8 protein-coding genes and 1 tRNA gene are annotated in these 21,702 nt (G+C 71.8%); 4 read left to right on the top strand and 5 right to left on the bottom strand.

Annotation, left to right across the window (positions count from 1 at the left end; translation table 11 throughout):
- Window positions 1–197: 197 nt before the first annotated feature.
- The 4 genes from OG587_RS22390 to OG587_RS22405 all read right to left on the bottom strand — a co-directional run bounded on the left by OG587_RS22390 (window position 198) and on the right by OG587_RS22405 (window position 17,033).
- The gene (locus OG587_RS22390) at window positions 198–5,324 is read right to left on the bottom strand and encodes a non-ribosomal peptide synthetase (protein ID WP_329093294.1); all 5,127 of its coding nucleotides are present in this window, start codon (window positions 5,322–5,324) and stop codon (window positions 198–200) included.
- A 320-nt stretch (window positions 5,325–5,644) separates the two neighbouring features.
- Window positions 5,645–8,929, bottom strand: a complete 3,285-nt coding sequence (locus OG587_RS22395; RefSeq protein ID WP_329093296.1) for a non-ribosomal peptide synthetase — start codon at window positions 8,927–8,929, stop codon at window positions 5,645–5,647.
- Window positions 8,930–16,078 carry a non-ribosomal peptide synthetase gene (locus OG587_RS22400; RefSeq protein ID WP_329093297.1) on the bottom strand — a complete coding sequence of 2,383 codons (7,149 nt, stop codon included), beginning with the start codon at window positions 16,076–16,078 and terminating at the stop codon, window positions 8,930–8,932.
- A 352-nt stretch (window positions 16,079–16,430) separates the two neighbouring features.
- Window positions 16,431–17,033 carry a GNAT family N-acetyltransferase gene (locus OG587_RS22405; protein ID WP_329093299.1) on the bottom strand — a complete coding sequence of 201 codons (603 nt, stop codon included), beginning with the start codon at window positions 17,031–17,033 and terminating at the stop codon, window positions 16,431–16,433.
- 235 nt (window positions 17,034–17,268) lie between these two features.
- Between OG587_RS22405 and OG587_RS22410 the strand changes: the two genes are divergently transcribed.
- Window positions 17,269–17,838 (top strand): IS607 family transposase, encoded by a 570-nt coding sequence (locus OG587_RS22410; RefSeq protein WP_329093301.1) that lies wholly within the window; start codon window positions 17,269–17,271, stop codon window positions 17,836–17,838.
- Window positions 17,835–19,055 carry an RNA-guided endonuclease InsQ/TnpB family protein gene (locus OG587_RS22415; RefSeq protein ID WP_329093303.1) on the top strand — a complete coding sequence of 407 codons (1,221 nt, stop codon included), beginning with the start codon at window positions 17,835–17,837 and terminating at the stop codon, window positions 19,053–19,055. The genes OG587_RS22410 and OG587_RS22415 overlap by 4 nt, the downstream gene beginning before the upstream one ends.
- 288 nt (window positions 19,056–19,343) lie before the next feature.
- On the opposite strand, the gene OG587_RS22420 is transcribed toward OG587_RS22415, so the two are convergent.
- Window positions 19,344–19,416: transfer RNA gene (locus OG587_RS22420), tRNA-Leu, on the bottom strand.
- 113 nt (window positions 19,417–19,529) lie between these two features.
- On the opposite strand from OG587_RS22420, the gene OG587_RS22425 reads away from it, so the two are divergent.
- Together OG587_RS22425 and OG587_RS22430 are read left to right on the top strand one after the other, a co-directional pair.
- The gene (locus OG587_RS22425) at window positions 19,530–20,132 is read left to right on the top strand and encodes an ANTAR domain-containing response regulator (protein ID WP_329093305.1); all 603 of its coding nucleotides are present in this window, start codon (window positions 19,530–19,532) and stop codon (window positions 20,130–20,132) included.
- Window positions 20,133–20,489: 357 nt separating this feature from the next.
- On the top strand, window positions 20,490–21,647 hold the full coding sequence (locus OG587_RS22430) for a branched-chain amino acid ABC transporter substrate-binding protein (RefSeq protein WP_329093953.1): 1,158 nt from the start codon (window positions 20,490–20,492) through the stop codon (window positions 21,645–21,647).
- The last annotated feature ends 55 nt before the right edge of the window (window positions 21,648–21,702 follow it).

Below are 21,702 nucleotides of genomic sequence, written 5' to 3' on the forward strand. Positions count from 1 at the left end.
CCGGTTCGGTTCGAGGTTCGCGGTAGGGGGATCGTGCGGTCGCGGTTTCGGTTCGCGGTGTGGGGGGTCGTGCGGTCGCCGGTCGGGGCGCCGGTTCGGTTTCCGGTGAGAGGGGGTGGACGGGTGCGGGCTCGGCCTCGGGGGCCGAGGGGGTGCGGACGTCGGTTCGGGGTCGGGTACGGGAGATTGCGCGGTTGTCAGCTCGGCTTCCTTGAGCGGTCCTTGAGGCGGTCTCGCCGCACGGCGAGTCGTCGTGCGGCGCGGTCGAGGCCGGGACTGGGGCCTCCACCGTCGAGGTGCGCGGCCAGGGCGCGGATGGTCGGGTGGCGGAACAGGTCCACGATGGGGATCTCCCGGCCGAGGGCCGAGCCCAGGCGGGCCTGGACGGCGGCGATCGCCAGCGAGTGGCCGCCGATCTCGAAGAAGTTGTCGGCCGCGCCCACCCGCGGCACGCCGAGCACGGCCCGCCACACCTCGGCCACGGCCCGCTCGGTCGGGCCGGACACCTCCCCGCCCGCCTCGCCTCCCGGCCGGGACGCGGGGCGGCGCAGCGCGGCGCGGTCGACCTTGCCGTTGGGGGTGAGCGGCAGCGTGGGAACCACGATCACCTCGGCGGGCACCGCGTGCTCGGGCAGCACCGCGCGCAGGTGGTCGAGCAGCCGCGGCGCGGCCAGCCCCGGCCTGCGGGGCACCGCGTAGGCGTGCAGCACGGTCTCGCGCCGCTCGTCCCGGTCGGCCACCGCGGCGGCGGCGCGGACCTCGGGGTGGGCGGACAGCGCCGCCTCCACCTCGCCCAGCTCCACCCGGAAGCCGCGGATCTTCACCTGGTCGTCGCGCCGACCGGCGATCGTCACCGTACCGTCGGGGTTGAGGCGGCCGAGGTCGCCGGTGGCGAAGGCGTCCCCGGTGAAGCGGAGCCGGGTGAGCCCGGCGTCGAGATAGCCGGTCGCCAGGTTGGCGCTGCGCACGACCACCTCGCCCAGCTCGCCCACCCCGGCCCGGCCGCCGTGCTCGCCGGTCACGACCAGCTCGCTGCCCTCGACACCGCGCCCCGCGGGGACGGGTTCGGCGCTCTCGCGCACGTCGGCGGGGATCTCGTGCCAGGCGTGCGCCTGCGGGGTCTCGGTGGTGCCGTAGAAGGCCACCAGGCGGGCGGCCGGGACCAGACGGCGCAGCCGCGCGGCGTCGGCGTGGGTGAGCCGGTCGCCGCCGGTCGCCACCAGCCGCACCTCGGGCAGCACCGCGCCGGTCCCGCAGAGCATCCTGGCCAGCTGCGGGGTCAGGTGCAGTACGGTGACGCGGTGCTCGCGCAGCCACGCGACCAGCCGGACGGGGTCGCGGAGCAGTTCCCGCTCCGGCACGCACAGCCGGGCGCCGGTGGCGAGCGGCACGAACACGTCGCGCAGCGCGGGGTCGTGCGCCAGGCCCGACAGCAGGGCGAAGCGATCGGCCGGGGTCACCGCGAAGGTCGCCGCGTACCAGGCGACGAAGTGCGCGAGCGGCCCCTCACCGGTCACCACCGGCTTGGGGTCGCCGGTGGTCCCCGAGGTGAGCGAGAGGTAGCCCCGCTCGGGATGCGGTTCCCACGGCGCCCCGCCGGTCCGGGACAACCTGCCGCCGTCCCCATCCGGCCTCGCCACGGCCGTCCGAGGCCCACCGTCACCGGGCTCCCCGTCACCGGCCGGCCCGGTCTCGGACGGCGGGGTCTCCGGCAGCGCGATCTCCGGGAGGCCCGCCAGGGAGGGCGCGTCCGGGCAGCGCAGCGCCGCCACGGCCCCGGCGGCGGCGGCCTGGCGGGCCAGTACCGGCGCCGGGTGCGCCGGGTCGAGGATCACCCAGCGGGCTCCGCCGGCCAGCACCCCCAGCAGCAGCCCGGGAAGCTCGGGGACCCGCGCGGCGAGCACCGCGACCGCCTGGCCGGGCTCCACCCCGGCCGCGCGCAGCGCCGAGGTCGTACGGTGGCGCAGCGCGGTGAGCTCCGCGTGCCCGAGGACCCGCCCCGCGCCCTCCACCACGACGTCGCCGTGCAGGGTGTCCAGCGGCCCGGGACCGTCCCAGACCGGCAGCGCGGTGGGCGGCTCCTGCGGGGCCAGCCGGGCCTCGCGCGCCGCCTCGCCGGGGGCGGCGAGCAGATCGCCCAGCAGGTGCGCGTAACCGGCCAGCAGGGCGTCCATCCTGGCGGCGGAGAACAGGTCGGGGTTGTAGACGAGCTGCAGGGCATATCCGTCGCTGCCGTCGCCGCGCTCGCTGACGTACATCGTCAGGTCGAACAGCGCACCCGGCAGCCCGGCGGGCAGCGGCTCGGTCACGCACCCCGGCAGGTCCAGTTTGGGCTCCGCGAAGTTGTACATGTTGAACAGCACCTGCGTCACCGGGTTGCGCCCCAGGTCGCGCGGGACGCGCAGCGCCTCCACGACGCGCTCCAGCGGCACGTCGCCGTGCGAGACGACCTCGGCGAGCTCGTCGCGGCAGCGGGCCACGTGCTCCTCGAACGATGCCCCGGGGTCCTGGCGCAGCCGCAGCGGCAGCATCCGCACGCACATGCCGATCAGCGACTCGAACGCGACGTGCCCCCGGTCGGCGTACGGGGTGCCGACGAGCAGGTCCCGCTGCCCGGACAGTCTGGAGAGCAGCTGCGCGAACGCGGCCAGCAGCACCGGGTACGGGGTGACCCCCAGCCGGACCGCCAGCTTCCTGACACGGCCTCCGATCTCACCGTCAATCTCCGCGGTTCGGAGCGCTCCAAAAAAAGTCTGGACGGGAGGCCGGGGGGTGTCCCTGGGCAGGTCAAGCACCATGGGGGCGTCCTTCAGGTGCTCGCGCCACCAGTCGACCCCGTCGCCGTCGGAACGCTCCCTCGACCAGCGCGCGTAGTCGGCGAACGACGCGCCCGCCGGCCCCGGCGGATCACCGCGGTAGGCGGCGCTCAGGTCCCGGTAGAAGACGTCCTGGGACCAGCCGTCGAAGACGATGTGGTGCGCGGTCACCGCGAGCACGTGGTCGTCCTCGGCCAGCCGGATCAGCCTGGCCCGCACCAGCGGGTCGCGCGCCAGGTCGAACCGCGTCCGCGCCTCCCTCTCCAGCACCGCCTCCAGCGCCTTCTCCGGCGCGGTCCCGGGATCGGGAAGCGCCGAGAGGTCGTCGAGCGGGAGCGGCACCTCGCCGGGCGGGACGACCGACACGTGGGGCACGCCGTCGCGGGAGGCGATCCGCCAGCGCAGCGTCTCGTGCCCGGCCACCACGGACTCCAGGGCGCTCCGCAGCGCGTCGTGGTCCAGCGGGCCGCGTACGCGCTCGGCCATCGCGATGTTGTGCGCGGGGGTGTCGGGGGCGAGCCGCTCCACGAACCACATGCGCCGCTGCGCGGGCGACAGCGCCGGGGGCGCCGGGGTCTCGCCGGGCCGGGCGCCTCCGGTGTCTCCTGCGGGCGTGGCGTCCCGGAGGGGGGCGGTCTCGACGCCGGACGAGAGGGCGCCGTAGGTGCGGGCCGCGTAGACGTCCTCGACCGAGATGTCCCGGCCGAGCTCCGCCCTGACGGCCGATACCAGGCGCATCGCCCGCAGCGAGTGCCCGCCGCGCTCGAAGAAGTCGTCGTCGGGGCCGGGGGGAGGGGCGTCGAGCACCCGCGCCCAGATCCCCGCCAGCCCCGAGGCCCCGTTCGTGTTCCCGGTCGTGTTTTCCGAAACCCCGGAGGCGTCCCGGGCGAGGCCGCGCAGGGCGGCGAGGTCGACCTTGCCGGAGGTGTTCAGCGGCAGGACGGGGACGCGCACCACGCGGGTGGGCAGCATGTAGACCGGCAGCCGCCCCGCGCAGTGCTCCCGCAGGGCGGCCAGCCCGGGGGCGTCCAGTGGCGCGACGTAGGCGACCAGCTCGCCGGGGGCGTCGACCACCGCCTGCGTCACCCCGGGGTGGGCCCGCACCACCGACTCGACCTCGCCGATCTCGACCCGCTGTCCCTGGATCTTCACCTGCCGGTCCAGCCGCCCCATGAAGGCGATCCGGCCGTCCTCCTGCCAGGCGACGTGGTCGCCGGTGCGGTAGAGCCGCGCCCCGGGCACGGCCTCGAACGGGTCGGGTACGAACCTCTCGGCCGTCATGCCGGGCAGGCCCAGGTAGCCGCGGCTCACCTGAGGCCCGCCGATGTACAGCTCGCCGGGGACGCCGACGGGACACTCGCGCATGTCCTCGTCCAGGACGTGCGCCCGGCAGCCGCGCAGGGGATACCCGATCGGCAGCGACCGCTCCCACGTCCCCGACAGCTCGGTGCCGACCACGCAGACGGTCGTCTCCGTGGGGCCGTACCAGTTGTGGAAGCGGGTGTGCGCCGACCAGCGGGCGACCTGCTCGGGGCCCGGCGGCTCCCCGGCCGTGACCAGGTCGCGCAGGCGCGGCAGCCGGGCCGGGTCGACCAGCGGCAGCAGGGCGGGCGGGATGAACCCCCAGGTGACGTCGTGCGCCTCCAGGAACCGCTGCAGGCGGGCCGGGTCGGTCCTGTCCTCGTCGGGCACCAGCTGCACGCAGCCGCCCACGGTGAGCGGCGCGAGCATGTCGAGCACCGAGACGTCGAACCCGAGCGCGGAGAACGCGATCGACCGGCACGTGCCGTCCAGGCCGAAATGGGCCGCCGCGGCCGAGGCGAACGCGACCGCGGAGGCGTGGCTCACGACCACGCCCTTGGGCCGCCCGGTCGACCCGGACGTGTACAGAACGTAGGCGGCATTCCCCGGCAGCGCCGGACTCCCGGCGACGATCTCGCCGCCGACTGCCGGCCCGGTCCCGGCCGGGGGCGCGGTGGTTCCGGAGGTAATTTCGGACACGGTTGCGGTCGCGGCGCTCGTTTCCGGCTCGACCACGGGACGCCCGCATCCGTCCAGCAGCGCGCGGCCGTGACCGTCGGCCACGACGACCGCGACGCCCGCGTCGTCGAGCACCTCGTCAAGCCTCCGGCGTGGATGCGCCGGGTCGAGGGGGACGTACGCGCCGCCCGCCATCATGATGCCGAGGACGGCGACGGTCATCAGCGGGGTGCGCCTGGCACAGAGTCCGACCCGGTCCTCCGGACCCACCCCGAGGGCACGTAACCGCAGCGAGAGCGCGGTGGCGGCGCCGATCAGATCGCGGTAGGTGAGGCCGGTGTCCCACTGGCGGATCGCCGGGGCGGAGGGCGTCCGCGCCGCCTGGTCGGCGACGAGGTCGCACAGCAGCGCGTCCGGGGCGAGGTGGGACGGTCCGGCCGTCCGGGCGGTGGGTGTGGGGGCCGTCGGCGGGGCCGGTGGAGTGGACGACGGACCGTGCAACGAGGCGGACGATGAGTCCCCCCGCATCGCTTCGAGCATTCACCCCCCATAGCCCCAAACAGGGTTTTTGCCCTGTCAAGTATTCACAAGCGATAAGCCAGATCATTCCTATTATTTGTGTCATCGGCAGTCAAGGATTGAAAGTTAAACGTATGTCGGAATGCCGATTTCGGCTGCACGGGAAGATCGTCTGGCCTCCTGGCGCTCCGGGATCGCCGCAGTTCACGGCGATCCCGTGAACGGAAGGTGACCGGCCACTTCCGTACGTCGTGAAGCGTCTCACTCTGTGGACACCGAATGTGGCCGGGGGCTACCAAGAGCAAGCACCCAAAATGCCGATTTCGGTCCTAGTTCACCGCGCTGTCATCTCGGTCGTATTCACCGGCGATCCGCTCGGCCTCCTCGTCCGTGAGCCGGTCGATCTCCGCGGCCAGACATTCCTCCACCACCAGCGCCAGCCCGCGGACCGAACGTGTGGTGAACAGGGCGTTGAGCGGCAGGTCGATGCCCACCGCCGAGCAGATCCTGGCGACGACCTTGGTGCCGAGCAGCGAGTGCCCGCCGACGTCGAAGAAGTCGTCGTCGATCCCGATGCCGTTCCTGCCCAGCACCTCGCACCAGATCTCGTGCACCAGTTCCTCGCTCGCCGTGACCGGTCCGGCGGGCGCCGCCGGGGCCTCCTCCGCGACGGGTGAGGGCAGCGAGGCGCGGTCGAGCTTGCCGTTGGGCAGCCTCGGGAAGTCCCGTACCGGGACGAAGAGGCTCGGCACCATCGTGGCCGGCAGCCGCGACGCCAGGAACGCCCGAAGCTCCCCGGCCGTCACCTCCGCGGCCGTCCCCGAGCCCGTACTCCCGCTGACCTCCGCACCCGCCGCCGCGCCCGCGCCCGCGCCCGCGCCCGCGCCCGCGCCCGCGCCCGCGCCCGCGCCCGCGCCCGCGCCCGCGCCCGCGCCCGCGCCCGCGCCCGCGCTCGTGTCCGCGCTCGTGTCCGTTCCCGTGTCCACGTACGCGACCAGTGCCCGGCCGCCGGGGGCGTCGTCCCTGACCGCGGCGACCGCCCGGCGCACCCCGGGGTGCGCCGCCAGCGCGGCCTCCACCTCGCCAAGCTCGATCCGCACCCCCCGCACCTTCACCTGGTCGTCCGCGCGCCCGAGGAACTCCAGGGTGCCGTCGGGCAGCCGCCGCACGAGGTCACCCGTCCGGTAGAGACGGCCGCCCCGGCCGAACGGGTCGGGGACGAACCGCTCGGCGGTCAGCCCCGGCCGCCCCCGGTAGCCACGGGCGACCCCGTCGCCGCCCAGGAACAGCTCCCCGGCGACACCGGAGGGCACCGGCTCCATCGCCTCGTCCAGCACGTACGCGGTGGTGCCCGCGACCGGCATGCCGATCGACATCGACTCCGCGCCCTTCGGCACCCGGTGCGCCAGCGACCAGATCGTCGTCTCCGTCGGCCCGTAGAGGTTCCACAGCTCACCGGCGACCCGGTGGATCCGCCCGGCCAGCGAGACCGGGAGCGGCTCCCCGCCGCTGAACACGCGCGGCAGCCCGGCGGGCAGTCGCTCCAGGATCTCCTCCAGCACCGACGGCGGCGCCTGCACCGTCGTCACCCCCGCCTCCGCCATCAGCTCGCCCAGCTCGCCGTCGCCGTACGGGGGAGCCAGGACCACCGCGCCGCCCGCCGTCAGCGGGCCGAAGATCTCCAGCGCCGCGATGTCGAACGACAGCGAGGTCAGCAGCAGCATCCGCTCCCGCTCGGTGAACCCCAGCCCGGTGACCAGGTTCACCACCCCGCGATGCGGCACCACCACCCCCTTGGGCACCCCCGTCGACCCCGAGGTGTAGATGACGTACGCCGGAGCGTCCGGGGAGACGGGGCCGGGGACGAACCCGGACGCCTCGCCCGGCGGCAACGCGTCCAGCAGGATCGCCGGAGGATGGTCGGACGGCAGCCGCTCCACCAGCGCCGAGCGGGTCAGCAGCAGCGGGCTGCCCGAGTCGGCCAGCATGAACCCCAGCCGCTCCGCCGGGTAGTCCGGATCCAGCGGCACGTAGCAGCCGCCCGTCTTCAGCACCGCCAGCAGCGCCACGATCAGCTCGGTGCTCCTCGGCAGGCACACCGCGACCGGCGTCTCCGCCCCCACCCCGCGTTCGCGCAGCCGCCGGGCCAGCGCACCCGCCCGCTCCTCCAGCCGCCCGTAGCTGAGCGTCCCCTCGGACGAGATGACCGCCGGGGCGTCCGGCGTCCGCTCCGCCCGTTCGGCGATCAGCTCGTGCAGGCAGCGCTCGGGGTACGAGGCCGCCGGACCGTGCCAGGAGGCCAGCAGCCGGGCCCGCTCCCGCCCGTCCATCAGCGGCAGCCGGGAGATCGGCAGCTCCGGGTCGTCGACGGCCGCGCCGAGCAGCGTCAGGAACGCCGACACCAGGCGGCGGATCGTGTCCTCGTCGAACAGGTCCGTGCTGTACTCGACCCAGCCCTCCAAGGTGCCATCCGGATTGTGGAGCTCCATGGTGAGATCGGCCTTCGAGGTGCCGTTGCCGTACCGGCCGCGCCCGTCCACCGCGATCTGGTTGAACCCCACCTGGAACAGCGGTGTCCTGCCGGGGTCGCGGGGCGGGCTCACCGCCTCCACGAGCTTCGCGAACGGCACGTTCTGGTGGTCGAACGCCTCCAGCACGGTCGTGCGGACCCGGTCCAGCGCCCCGCCGAACGCCGGGTCGCCGCCCAGGTCGGTACGGAGCGGCAGCGTGTTGACGAACATGCCGATCAGCGGGTCCAGCTCCGGCAGCTCCCGCCCGGCGACGGGGGAGCCCACCACGACGTCGGTCCGCCCGCTCCAGCGCGCCAGCAGCACCGAGAACGCCGTCAGCAGCACCGTGAACGGTGTGGTGCCCCGCCGCCGCGCCAGCGCGCCCACCCGCTCGGTGAGCTCCTCCGGCACGGCGAAGTCCAGCACCGAGCCCAGGTAGCTCATCTCCGCCGGGCGCGGCCGGTCGGACGGCAGCTCCAGCGGGACGCTCCCGCGCAGCCGCTCCCGCCAGTAGGCCAGGTCGCCGTCCAGCTCGCCGCCGCCCAGCCGGTCGCGCTGCCAGACCGCGTAGTCGGCGTACTGGATCGCGAGCTCGGGCAGTTCGGGTTCGCGGCCCTCGCGCAGCGCCCGGTAGACCTCGCCCAGTTCCCGCCACAGGACGCCGGACGACCAGGCGTCGAAGATCGTGTGGTGCAGGATCATCAGCAGCCGCCACTCCCCGCCGCCCAGCGTCACCAGCCGCACCCGCCAGAGCGGGGCGCGCTCCAGCCGGAACGGCCTGCGCGCCTCCTCCGCCGCGACCCGCTCGAACTCCTTCGCCGCCGCCTCCGGGGGCAGCTCCGACAGGTCGGTCCTCGCCACCGAGACCGGCACCCGGCCCGCGATCGTCTGCACGACCCGCTCGTCGCGCAGCTCGAACGCGGTCCGCATCGACTCGTGCCTGTCCGCGAGCACCGCCAGCGCCCGCTCCAGGAGATCGGGGTCGACCGGCCGCAGACCGGTCGCCTCCGAGCACACGGCGATGTTGTAGACGGCCAGGTCGGGCAGGAGCTCGTGCAGGAACCAGATCCGCTCCTGGGCGAACGAGGCTGGAAAGACGTCCATTTACACTCTCTCCTTCAGGCACTCGCGAAGCTGTTCCGCGATCACGGGCAGGGCGGCCGTCTCGCCCAGGGTGGCCAGCCAGTGCCACTGCTCCAGGGCGTGGCAGAGCCGGTAGAAGGCCAGGCGCTCGGCCCAGTCGTCCGGCAGGTCGCCGTACCCCTCGAGCAGGTACCGCTGCCGCTCCGCGTCACCCCTGACCGCGAAGTAGTCGGTCCGCGCCAGGTCCATCAGCGGGTCGCCGCCCAGCGCGTTCTCCATGTCGATCACCCCGGTCATCCGCAGCGGGCTCCCTGGCCCGTCCTCCCCGGCGACCATGACGTTGCGCTCGTGGAAGTCGTTGTGGCACAGCACGGGGGAGTCGCAGCGCGCCAGCAGGTGGCGGTTGCGCCCGACATACGCGGAGAGCTCCGCGTGCAGCCCCGGGTCCCCGCCGAACTCGGTGAACTGCGCCAGCCTCAGGTCCAGCTGCCCGCCCACGTACGCCTCGTTGGAGCTCTCCAGCGGCCCGTCGATCGGCCCGAACCTCTCCACCCGCACCTCGTGCACCGCCCGCAGCGTCCGGCCCATCTCCCGGTACAGGCCCGCGACCTCCCCGGCCGCCAGCCCGCCGGAGACCTCCGACAGCGGCCGGCCGGGCACCTTCGTCATCACCGCGTACGCGTGCGGCAGGTCGCGCCGCGAGACGTCCCAGTGCACCATCTCGGGACAGGAGGCACCGCTGCCGCGCAGCAGCTCGTAGACGCGCGCCTCCTTGTGCAGCCGCGCCGCCAGCACGTCCGGGTAGATCTTCACGATGAGCTCGCGGTCGGCGCACCTGACCTCGTATACCGCGCTGATCTCCCCGCCGGTCCGCAGCACCACCTCCCGCACCTCCGCGTCCGGGTACGGGGTGCGCAGCACCGCCCGCGCGCGCTCCAGCGGCAGCGGCATCGTGATCGCCTTGGCGAACGCCGGGGCGGTCCAGGCCACGCTCACCCGGTTGCCCGCCCGCTCCCGCAGGATCTGGGCCCCGACCAGGTCGTCCGCCGGGGCGTCCGGCATCTCGTCGTCGAACCGCGACAGCACCCGGGTGCGCATCGAGATCAGCACGTGCACCGCGATGCCCAGGCCCAGCAGGATGTACATGAACGCCACGCCGCGGCCCTGGCCGACACCGATCACCGAGCCCACCGTCGACGCCAGCGCGCCACCGGGAACCAGCAGCGGGTTGAGCAGCCGCTCGCCCAGCGGCGCCACCACCGCCATGCCGATCGGCAGCGTCGACCACGACACCATCTGGTTGAGCGACTGCACGCGACCGTGGAAGCGCTGCGGCACCTTCGTGTGGATGATCGTCAGGAAGGTGCCGTTCACGATCGACAGGCAGCCCCACAGGCCGAACGCCCCGATCCCCACCACCCACGCCGAGGGCTGCAACCCGGTGATCACCGCGAACACCGACAGTCCCAGCGTCGCCAGCATCACCCCGCGCATCCGCCGCCGCCTCGGCCCGCCCCACAGCGCGATCACCATGCCGCCCAGCGTCCCGCCCAGGCCGCCGACGAAGGAGATCTGCCCGGCGACGGTCAGCGTGGAGAACGACAGCACCAGCGGGGTTATCGACAGCAGCAGCGCCGCGAGCATCACGTTGAGCGTCGCGAAGTAGATCATCGCCGCCCGCAGGTGACGGTTGCCGATCGACATCCGCAACCCCTGCGCGATCTCCTTCGACAGGGGCTCCCTGGGCGAGTGCGCCATCGTGTCCGGGAAGCGGATCAGCAGCAGGGCGCCCAGCACCAGCACGAAGCTCGCCACGTCGACCACCAGGATGCCGCCCAGGCCGATGGTGGACAGCAGTGCGACGGCCACCAGCGGCGCCGCGAACTGCGCGGTGCCGATCACCATCTGCACCACCCCGGCCGCGTGCCCCATGTACTCCTTCGGGACGAGCTGGGGGAGCGCGGTGGTGAAGCCCAGCCGCTGGAAGATCAGCGCGATCGACAGGCACGCGGTCAGCGGGTAGATGTGCCAGATCTGCAGCGTGTCCGTCCAGAACAGGGCGCCCAGGACGAGCTGCGTGCCACCGGCCATGCAGTTGCCGAGGATCATCATCGAGCGACGGCTCGACCGGTCCACGATCGCCCCCGCCAGCGGCGCGATCAGCACCCCCGGCATGATCGACAACGCCACGAACAGGGCGAAGTCCACCAGCGACCCGGTGGTCAGATAGATCCACACCGGGATCGCGAAGTCCGTGATCGCGGTGCCGACCATCGACACCAGCTGGAACGCCGCCACCACGAGGAACCGCCGCAGGCTGGGCGGCGGCGCCTTGAGCCCCGTCCCGGCCTTCCCGGCGCCCGTGGCCTTCCTCGTCCCGGTGGTCTTCCCGTTCTGGGGGGCGGCCGTCCTCTCGTTTCGGAGACCGGTGGCCGTTCCGTTCCCGACGGCCTTCCCGTTCGCGGGACCGGCCGTCCTCCCGTTTCCGGAGCCGGTTCCCCCGCCGTTCGGGGAACCGGACGGCCCCTCGGAAGCGGGGTCGGCGTCACTCTTCGGTACGGCGGGTTCCGCCGATACGCCTGACTCCTCCGCTCCGGCGGCTCCCTCCGCTCCGGCGGCTCCCTCCGCTCCGGCGGCTCCCTCCGGTATGGCGGGTTCCTCCGGATCCGAGGAGCGGACGGAGACCTCCTCGACCCACCATCCGGCCCCGGGCCCCCGCGAAGACCGGTCGAGCGTGCCCGCCGCGCCGTACCCCATGGCGATGTGCGTGTTGGTGAGGATCTCCGACAGCTCAGCAGCCCGATATTTCAGGAAATAGTGACCCGCCTCGTCCAGGATCACCAGTGCCGTCGTGTCACTCAGGAAGTGCCACTCCCGGTAACGCTCCTGGTAGTAGTCGGTCGTCGGATCCTGCTCGCCCACCACCGAGACCACCGGCGCCCGCAGCCGTTCCACCCGCTCCGCCAGCACCCGCGTGAAGATCTCCTCCGCGATCAGGGTGTCACGCCGCTGGTTGCGCACCATGAACCGGACCTGCTCGTCGTCCAGCCCCGAGATGTCGGTGCCCATCGACTTCATCCGGTTCTCGTACACCCGGTCGCCGCGCAACCGGTCGTAGCGCGTCAGCCGCGCCAGCGGCCCCGCGATCCGGCCCCTCGGCTTCGCGAACGGGAAGATCGCCCCGATGTACACCGCCTCCAGCGCGCGGCCCCGCTCCTCCAGCCGCCGCGCCACCTCCACCACCAGTGCGCCGCCGATGCCGCAGTGGCCGTACAGGGCCAGGGGGCCCTCGACGTTCTCCAGGATCTCGGTCACGCACAGGTCCGCGACCTCGTCGATCGGCCTGGTCTCCTCGTCCGGCAACCCGGGGTCGTGCCCGGGGAAGGCGAGCGCGTGCAGCGAGCACCCGTCCGGCAGCGCGTCGGCCAGCGGCTGGAAGATCAGCGGGCTGCCCCCGCCGTACGGTATGCACACGTACGTCATCAGCGCGGGCCCCGGCCTGGTCAGCTCGTACAGCAGGCTCCGCGGCCCCGCGGGTCCCGCGGGCCGCTCCACCAGGGCCGCCAGCTCGCGCACCGTCGGATGCTTGAACAGGTCCATCACCCCGACCGCGCGCCCCCCGACCACCGGCAGCGCCTTGCGCATCCGCGCCACCGCCTGGATCGCGACCAGCGAGTGCCCGCCCAGCTCGAAGAAGTCACCGTCGGCGCCGACCGACGCCACCCCCAGCAACTCCCGCCAGATGTCGGCGATCGCCCGCTCCACCGGCGTCCGTGGCTCGGCGCCCGGCCCGGCCGCCTCGGCGACCGGCCGCTCCGGCGCGGGCAGCGCCTTCCGGTCCAGCTTGCCGTTCGGGCTCAGCGGCAGCGCGTCCAGCACCACGAACGCCGACGGCACCATGTGGTCGGGCAGCGTCACCTTCAACGCCCGCCGCAGCTCCGCCCCGTCCAGCTCCGTTCCGTCCGGCCCCGTACCGTTCCTCGGCGTCCCGTCCGGTCCAGTGCCGCTCCCTCGCGTCCTGTCCGGCTCCGCTCCGGGCGGTCCCTCACCGGCCGCGCCGGCCGCCGCCACGGGCACCACGTACGCGACCAGCCGCCTGTCGCCCGGCGCGCCGTCCTCCCGCACCGTCACCACCGCCTCGCGCACCCCCGCGAGCCCGCGCAGCACCGCCTCGATCTCGCCCAGCTCGATCCGCTGCCCACGGATCTTCACCTGGTGGTCGATCCGCCCCAGGAACTCGATCGCACCGTCACGGCGGAGCCGCACCAGGTCACCCGTCCGGTACAGGCGCGCCCCCGCCGTCCCGAACGGGTCGGGCACGAACCGCTCCGCCGTCAGGCCCGGCCGGGCGTGATAGCCCATCGCCACCTGCGCCCCGCCGATGTGCAGCTCACCGGGAACCCCGAAGGGCACCGGTCGCAGGTGCCGGTCCAGCACGTACAGCGAGGTGTTCTCCACCGGGTGCCCGATCGGCACCGTCGCGTCACCCGGGCGGCACCGCCACAGGCTCACGTCGATCGCCGCCTCCGTCGGCCCGTACAGGTTGAACAGCCCCGTCTCCGGCAGCCGCCCGAAGAACCGCTCGGCCACGTGCGCCGTCAGCTCCTCGCCGCTGCACACCACCCGGCGCAGCGACCCGCACGCCTCGACGCCCTCCTCCTCCAGGAACGCCGCCAGCATCGACGGGACGAAATGCGCCGTCGTCACCCCACGGTCCACGATCAGGTCCCGCAGGTACGCCGCGTCCCTGTGCCCGCCGGGACGGGCCAGCACCAGCCGCGCGCCCGTCACCAGCGGCCAGAAGAACTCCCACACCGACACGTCGAAACCCGCCGGGGTCTTCTGCACCACCGCGTCGTCGCCGGTCAGCCCGTAGACCCTCTGCATCCAGCCCAGCCGGTTGCGGATGCCCCCGTGCGTGTTGGGCACCCCCTTGGGTCGTCCCGTCGACCCCGAGGTGTAGATCATGTACGCCGCGTCCGCCGACGTCGCCGACGGCTCCACGGGCGTGCCCGGCCCGTCCAGCGGATCGTCCAGCACGACCGTCACCACCCCGCCGCCCCGGGGCACCTCCCTCGCCGCCTCCGCATCCGCTTTCGTGCCCGCACCCGCTTTCGTGCCCGCACCCGCTTTCGTGCCCGCGTTCGCCTCCGCACCCGCGAGGGTGTTCACCGCGCCACCGGAAACCGCGTCCGGCCCGCCGAGGACCGTGTCCGGAGCCGCGCCCCGCAGGTTCTCCGGGAGCACGTCGAGCACCGCCCGCTGCGCCAGCAGCACCGGCACCGCCGCGTCGGCCAGCATGAACGCCAGCCGCTCCGGCGGATACTCCGGATCCAGCGGCACGTACGCCCCTCCGGCCTTCACCACCCCCAGCAGCGCCACCACCAGCTCGACCGATCGCTCCGCGCACACCGCCACCAGCGAGCCGGGCCCCACCCCCAGCCCGCGCAACCGGTGCGCCAGCCGGTTGGCCCGCACCTCCAGTTCCGCGTACGTCAGGCGCTCACCCTCGAACTCCACCGCCACCGCCCGAGGCGTCCGGGCCACCTGCGCCTCGAACATCCCGCCCAGCGTCGCCCCGTCCGCGTACGGCTCCCCGGGACCCGCCGCGCACGCCAGCACCCGCCCCCGCTCCTCGGTGGGAAGGACGTCCAGCTCCGAGATCCGCGCGGCCGGGGCCGCCAGCACCGCCCCCAGCAGCGCCTCCAGCTGCGCGGCCATCCCCTCGACCGTGGCCGCGTCGAACAGGTCGCGGTTGTAGACGAACAACCCGCCCATCCCGCCCGGCTGCTCGGTCAGGAACAGCTCCAGGTCGAAACGCGTCGCCCTGGCCTCGAACTCGAACGGCTCCACCGACAACCCGGGCCAGCGCGTCCCCTCCCTGCGCCCGTAACTCTGCAGCGCGAACACCGCCTGGAACACCGGCGACCTGCTCACGTCCCGCTCGATGCCCAGCTCCCCGACCAGCTGCTCGAACGGCAGCTCCTGGTGCGCGTACGCCTCCGTCGTGGTCCGCCTGACCCTCTCCAGCAGCTCCAGGAACCCCGGGTCGCCCGACAGGTCCGCGCGCATCGCCAGCACGTTCACGAACATGCCGATCACGCTCTCCAGCTCCCGCCGGGGACGCCCGCCCACCGGGGAACCGACCGCGAAGTCGTCCTGGCGCGCGTACCGGCCCAGCAGCACCTGGTACGCCGCCAGCAGCACCATGTACAGGGTCGCGTCGGACTCCCGCGCCAGCCGCGTCAGCCCCTCCACCAGTTCCCGCCCCAGCGTGAAACCGTGCGAGGCCCCCGCGAACGTCTGCTCGCCCCGCCGCCGCCCGTCCACGGGGAGCTCCAGCGGCACCACCCCGGCCAGCCGCGACCGCCAGTAGGACAGCCCGGCCTCGGAGACCGGCCGCTCCCGCTGCCACAGCGCGTAGTCCCCGTACTGCAGCGGCGGCTCGGGAAGCTCCGTCCCCGCGTAACAGGCCCGCAGCTCCTCGGCCAGGATGTCGGTGGACCAGCCGTCACCGCAGATGTGGTGCAGCGCCACCAGCAGCACGTGATCCCCGGTGCTCTCCGCGTCCCCGGCCGAGCCCCCCGCCACGTCTCCGGCGCCCTCCGTGTCCCCGATGTCCCCGGTGTTCCCGATGTCCCCGGCTGTGTCCCCGGCGTTTTCGGCATGCCGGGCGGCCCCGACATTTCGGGCTTCCTCAGGATCCTGGGCATCTCGGTCATTCTTGGCGTCTTCGCTGTTTACGCCGCCCACCCGTACCAGCAGCGTCCGCAGCAGCGGTCCCCGCGCCAGGTCGAACGGCAGCGCCGCCGCGTCGCTCACCAGCCGTATCGCGGACCGCTCGTCGTCCGCCTCCGCCCTCTCCAGCGGAACCTCGACCCGCTCCTCCACCACCGCCGTCGGACGTCCGTCCTCGTCGGCGGGAAAACGCGTCCGCAGGCTCTCGTGTCTGGCCACCACCGCCCCGATCGCCCGCTCCAGCGCCGCGACGTCCAGCGGCCCCGTCAGCCGCAACGTCATCGGGATCGTGTACGCGGCGGTGCCGGGAGCGAACTGGTCCATGAACCACAGCCGCTCCTGCCCGAACGAGAGCGGCGCCCCCTGCCCGGGTGGCCGCCGGGGGATCGTGAACACCGGATCCGGCGCGCGACGGCGCAGCCGTTTCTCCAATAGCGCTCGCTTGGCGTCGGAAAGCTCTGTGCTGCTTAGGGACTGGCCAGGCGAGGACGTCACACGTGTCTCACTTTCGGCAGGGGGGTGAGACGCGCTCCGCGGCCGGGGAACGCGTCAGATCTCTCCGGGACCGCTTACCTTTCCTCGGGATTAATGACATTCATACATATCTGTCTGACCGAGTCGAGATCAACAACGTAACCCACCGACCCGCCACCCGCGTGGCGACTTCGGCCGCGCCTCCCGCCCGCGACCGAGGGACGAACTCCGCGTCCACATCGAGAGACCGGAGCTCCCACCCGCCTGTCCCGTTCACCGGCCTGTCCCGTGCTGTCACCGGCGCGTGCCGTCACCCGTGAGAGTCGGTCTCCGCGTACTCCCACGTCCGCAACACCATTCGCCGTCCCTTCTCCTCCGAGGGGACCGGCGGCGCGTCCGTCAGCTGGTAACCCGCCGCGCGGGCCACCGCCACGCTCGCCGCGTTGTCGGCCTCGATCTCCAGCAGCAGCCGGGACACCCCCACCGTCCTCCGGGCGAACTCCGTCATCACTCGCACCGCCCCCGACGCCAGGCCCCGCCCCCGGTAGGCCGCTCCCAGGCCGTAACCGATCTCCGCGACGTCCAGGCCAAGACCACTCAGCATCAGCAGCACCTCGCCCGCCGGCTCGCCGCCGTCCACGGTGATCGCCAGCTGCACCCGCTCCCCGGTCGCCCGCCGCCGCCGGGCCCGCTCCAGGTAGGCGCGCGCCGCCTCCGGGTCGAACGGCGAGGCCAGCGGCGTCCAGTACGCCACCTCGGGGTCGTCGAACAGTTCCACCATGGCCGCCAGGTCGCCGTCCCCCCACTCCCGCAGCACCACCCCGTGCCCGCTCAGCCTCACCCGCTCGGGAAGGCACACCCGCCCGGCACCGAGATCGCCCCGCTCCATCCGGCCGTCCTCCACAGCTCCCACGCCGCCGCCTCCCGCTACGCCACTTCACGCCATTTCCGAGCAACCTACTCCGCACGCGGAACCACCATCCGCTCGAGTCCGCAGACACGGCAGGGGAGACGACGGCGATGCCGTCTTTTGTATTAGATGTCACCGGTGCGCCGTTTTCGGATCGCTCCAGTCGAGACACCTTGGGGGAGTTAGCTGGTAGTGAAACCATCAGCTTTTATCAGTGCTTCTCTGGGATGATCAGTGTGTGAAGCTTTCCGAGTGGGCGCGGCGGAACGGCGTGCACTACCAAACCGCCTGGCAATGGGCGCGGGACGGCAAGATGCCGGTCCCCGTTACCAAGACCGCCACTGGCCGATACTTGGTGCTCGAACAGCACGCCGCCCCGCAGGGGCGGACGGTCGCGTACTGCAGGGTCTCCAGCGCCGACCAGAAGGCCGACCTGGAGCGGCAAGCCGGGCGGGTCGTGGTTGCCGCCACCGGCAAGGGTCTGAGCGTCGCAGAGGTAGTAAGCGAGGTCGGATCGGCCTTGAACGGTAAACGACCGAAACTCGCCCGGCTGCTGCGTGACCCCTCGGTCACCACGATCGTGGTCGAGCACCGCGACCGCCTGACCCGGTACGGGCTGGAACACCTATCCGCCGCGATGGAAGCCACCGGCAGGCGCATCGTCGTCATCGACGACACCGAACTCGATGACGATCTCGTACGGGACATGACCGAGATCCTCACCTCGTTCTGCGCTCGCCTGTATGGTCGCCGCTCCGCCTCGCGTCGGGCCAAGGCCGCGATAAGCGCGGCCGGCGAAGCCGCATGAGCGATCGCCAAGGCTTCCGTGTGGAGCTTGCGCCGACACCCGAGCAGCGTCAGCGTCTCGGCCGGCACGCCGGCTTGTCGCGGGTGGTGGAGAACTTTTGCCTGGAGAAGGTCAAGGCTGCTCTCGATCAGCGGGAGGCGGAGAAGACCTATGGTGTCGCGGACATCGACCTCACACCGGTTCCCTGGTCGGCGCCCGCACTGGAACGCGCATGGCGCACCGAACACCCCGAGCGCTTCTCCTGGTTCGCCGGCAATGGCCTGTCGTCGCGGGTACCGAAGGAAGCATGCCGAGTCCGCGCTGCTGGGTTCAAGAACTTCTTCGACTCCCGCAACGGCGCCCGCAAGGGCAAGAAGATCGGGTTCCCCGACTGGCGCAAACGCAAGCACGGTTCGCGGTTCCGCTACGATGCCAACCGGGCCACGCCTGCTGACGCCCGGCTGGTGAAGGTGCCCGGCGTGGGCAAGGTCCGAGCACGTGAGGATATGTCGTGGCTTACTGAGCGTCTCGCTGACGATCGGGCGCGAGTGATCGGCTCGACCGTCAAGGAGGTCGCGGGCCGGTGGTGGATTTCCTTTCAACTGGAGATCGACCGCAGCGACATCAACAAGCACCGCACCGCACTCACCGACGCGCCCGCGTGCGGGATCGACGTTGGAGTGAAGACGTTCGCGACCGTGGTGGATGACGACGGCACCGTCACTGAGATCCACGCACCCAAGCCGCTCAAGGCCGCGCTGCGTAGGCTGCGTAGGGCGAACAAGGCGGTGTCGCGTAAGCAGCGAGGCTCCGCCAACCGAGTCAAGGCCGTCAAGCGTCTCGGCCAGGTTCACCTCAACGTGGCGAACCAGCGCGCCGATTTCCTGCACAAGACGACGACTGGCCTCGCGAGAACCAAGCGGGCCATCGCCATCGAAACCCTGAACGTCACGGGCATGATCGCTAATCGGCGCCTTGCCCGCGCGATCTCCGACCTCGGGTTCGGCGAGTTCTTCCGCCAACTCACCTACAAGACGGCTTGGTACGGGTCGAGCGTGTGGGCGGCCGACCGCTGGTTCCCCTCCACGAAGTTGTGTGGCGGGTGTGGCACCATCAACCGGCACCTGACCCTCGCCGACCGAGTGTGGTCTTGTGGATGTGGTCTCGTCCATGACCGGGACGTCAACGCGGCCGGCAACCTGCTCGCCGCGATGACGCTCGATCAGCAAGCCGCTTAGGTTCACGTCGCCGGGCAGTTCCCCGAAGACGCTAAACGCCTGTGGAGGCGACGTAAGTCCCCGGTCCGCCGGGGCAGATGCCGATGAATCAGGAAAGAGAATCACTGAGATTCTCCGAACGGTTCGACCACCCGTCGGTCGATGAGGCCGAGCGCCGAGAGGTGAATAGCGCGGTCGACGGTTTCGCGGGGGAGGGGCCACGCCAAGCGCCACCGACGGTTGTCGAGCGCTCCGTATCGTGCCGGAGAGGTCTGAATCAGCTGATTCGGGGGTCAACCCAGATAGAGGTGCCCCGAGTGGGATTCGAACCCACACTGAATGGATTTTGAGTCCATCGACTCTGCCGTTGGTCTATCGGGGCATTTTTCTGCATTTGTCCGAGTCTTGCGCGCCAGCTAAGAGCTTACCTAGAAGTAGATCACTCTCGGGCACCGGCGTGGTCCCAATCTAGCGGACGTCGGTACTCTCTTGCTCGTGAGTACGCAGCGGCGAGTGGTGATCGCGGAAGACGAGGCGCTGATCCGCCTCGATCTCAAGGAGATGCTGGAGGAGGAGGGGTATGCGGTCGTCGCGGAGGCCGGGGACGGGGAGTCGGCGGTCAAGCTGGCGATGGAACAGCGGCCGGATCTGGTGATCCTGGACGTGAAGATGCCCATCCTGGACGGGATCTCGGCGGCCGAGCAGATCGTGTCGCAGCGGATAGCGCCGTGTCTCATCCTCACGGCCTTCTCGCAGCGCGATCTGGTCGAGCGGGCGAGGGACGCCGGTGCGATGGCGTACCTGGTGAAGCCGTTCACGAAGTCGGACCTGGTTCCGGCGATCGAGATGGCGGTCAGCAGGCATCAGGAGATCGCCGCGCTGGAGCGGGAGGTCGGGACGCTCTCGGAGCGGCTGGAGACGCGCAAGCTCGTGGAGCGGGCCAAGGGTCTGCTGATGGAGCGGCACGGCTGGAGTGAGCCGCAGGCGTTCCGATGGATCCAGAAGGCGTCGATGGATCGCAGGTTGAGCATGCGGCAGGTGGCGCAGATCGTGGTGGCGGACGGGACGGAGCCCGAGGCAGAGGCCCCAGAGTCCTGAACGGGTGGTTTTGACCATTTTTGAGGGCCGTGCCCGCCGGGTGCCCGCAGGGTGCGTTCCAGGGGGCGCGGAGCGGGTCTCCGGACGGCCCGAGCGACTCCCGTGGAGACCGTAAGGTTGCCAGTGACCACGGCTTTTGTATCTGATAGCCGAAAAGGATCGGTGTTATAACGAAGCGGTAACGGTGGGCCGTCCTGTATCGACCCGTGACATCCGCTAGTTGTACTAACCGACACAACCCCTGGCCACCCGCCAGGGAAGGGCATCTGTGAACTCGGTCCTGACGAGGGACCGGGCGAAAGGAAGGCAACCTTGCGGCCTAAGACTGCACGCCTCGGTGGAGTGCTTGCCGCCGGTGTGGCGCTCACCCTCGGTCTCGCTGCCTGCAGCAGCGGTGGTACGGAGGCCACGCCGGCGGCTGAGGGTGGCTCCAGTGCTGCCGCCCCCAGTACCGTCAAGCTTGGCTTCATGGGCGACCTGACCGGCGCCAACGCCGGCATCGTCATTCCCCCCCGGAACGGTGCGAAGCTCGTCGTCGACGAGTACAACAAGACCAACCCGGCCGTGAAGATCGAGCTGGTTGAGTACGACAGCCAGGCGGACCCGTCGAAGGCGGTCGCCCTGGCCCAGCAGGCTATCAAGACCGACAAGATCGTCGGTTTGATCGGCCCCGCGTTCTCCGGTGAGTCCGCCCAGGTGGCGCCGGTGCTGGAGGAGGCGAAGCTGCCGAGCATCTCGGCGTCCGCCACCAACGCCGCGCTGGCGACGAACGGCTGGAAGTACTGGCACCGCGTGCTGCCGAGCGACAGCATCCAGGGCCCCGGCATCGGCGACTTCATCGCGACCGGTGTCGGCGCGAAGAAGGTCTTCGTCATCGACGACAAGTCCGAGTACGGCAAGCCGCTGGCCGACGCCGTCAAGGGCGCGCTCGAGGCCAAGGGCGTGAAGCCCGAGACCGACTCGCTCGACCCGGCCGAGAGTGACTTCTCCTCCGTGGTGAACAAGGTCGCGGCGGCCAAGCCCGAAGCGATCTTCTTCGGCGGTTACTACGCCGCGGGCGGCAACCTGCTCAAGCAGCTCCGCGACAAGGGCGTGACCGCGAAGTTCCTGTCCGGCGACGGTTCGCTGGACAAGGGCCTGATCGACGGCGCCGGTGCCGACAACGCCGAGGGCGCGCTGGTCGGCTGCCCCTGCTACATCGCCACCCCGGACGTCACCGACGCCAAGGTGAAGGCCTTCGCCGACGCCTACAAGGCCGCCTACAGCGCCGACCCGGCCATCTACGCGGCCGAGGGTTTCGACGCCGCGACGGTCTTCGTCGACGCCATCAAGGCGGGCAACGTCACCCCTGACAAGATCAACGAGTTCATCGCCACGGTGGACCTCGCGGGCGTCTCGAAGCAGGTCAAGTTCGAGGCCAACGGTGAGGTCGCGGCGAAGGACATCTACATCTACCAGGTCAAGGACGGCGCCATCGGCCTGCTGGGCAAGGCCAACGAGGCCAAGCTGGGCTAGTCCGGCGCTGAAGGACAGTAGGTAGTTCGACGCGCGGGGAGCGGGAACGCCGCGG

Source organism: Streptosporangium sp. NBC_01469 (assembly GCF_036227305.1).
Taxonomy (GTDB): Bacteria; Actinomycetota; Actinomycetes; order Streptosporangiales; family Streptosporangiaceae; genus Streptosporangium.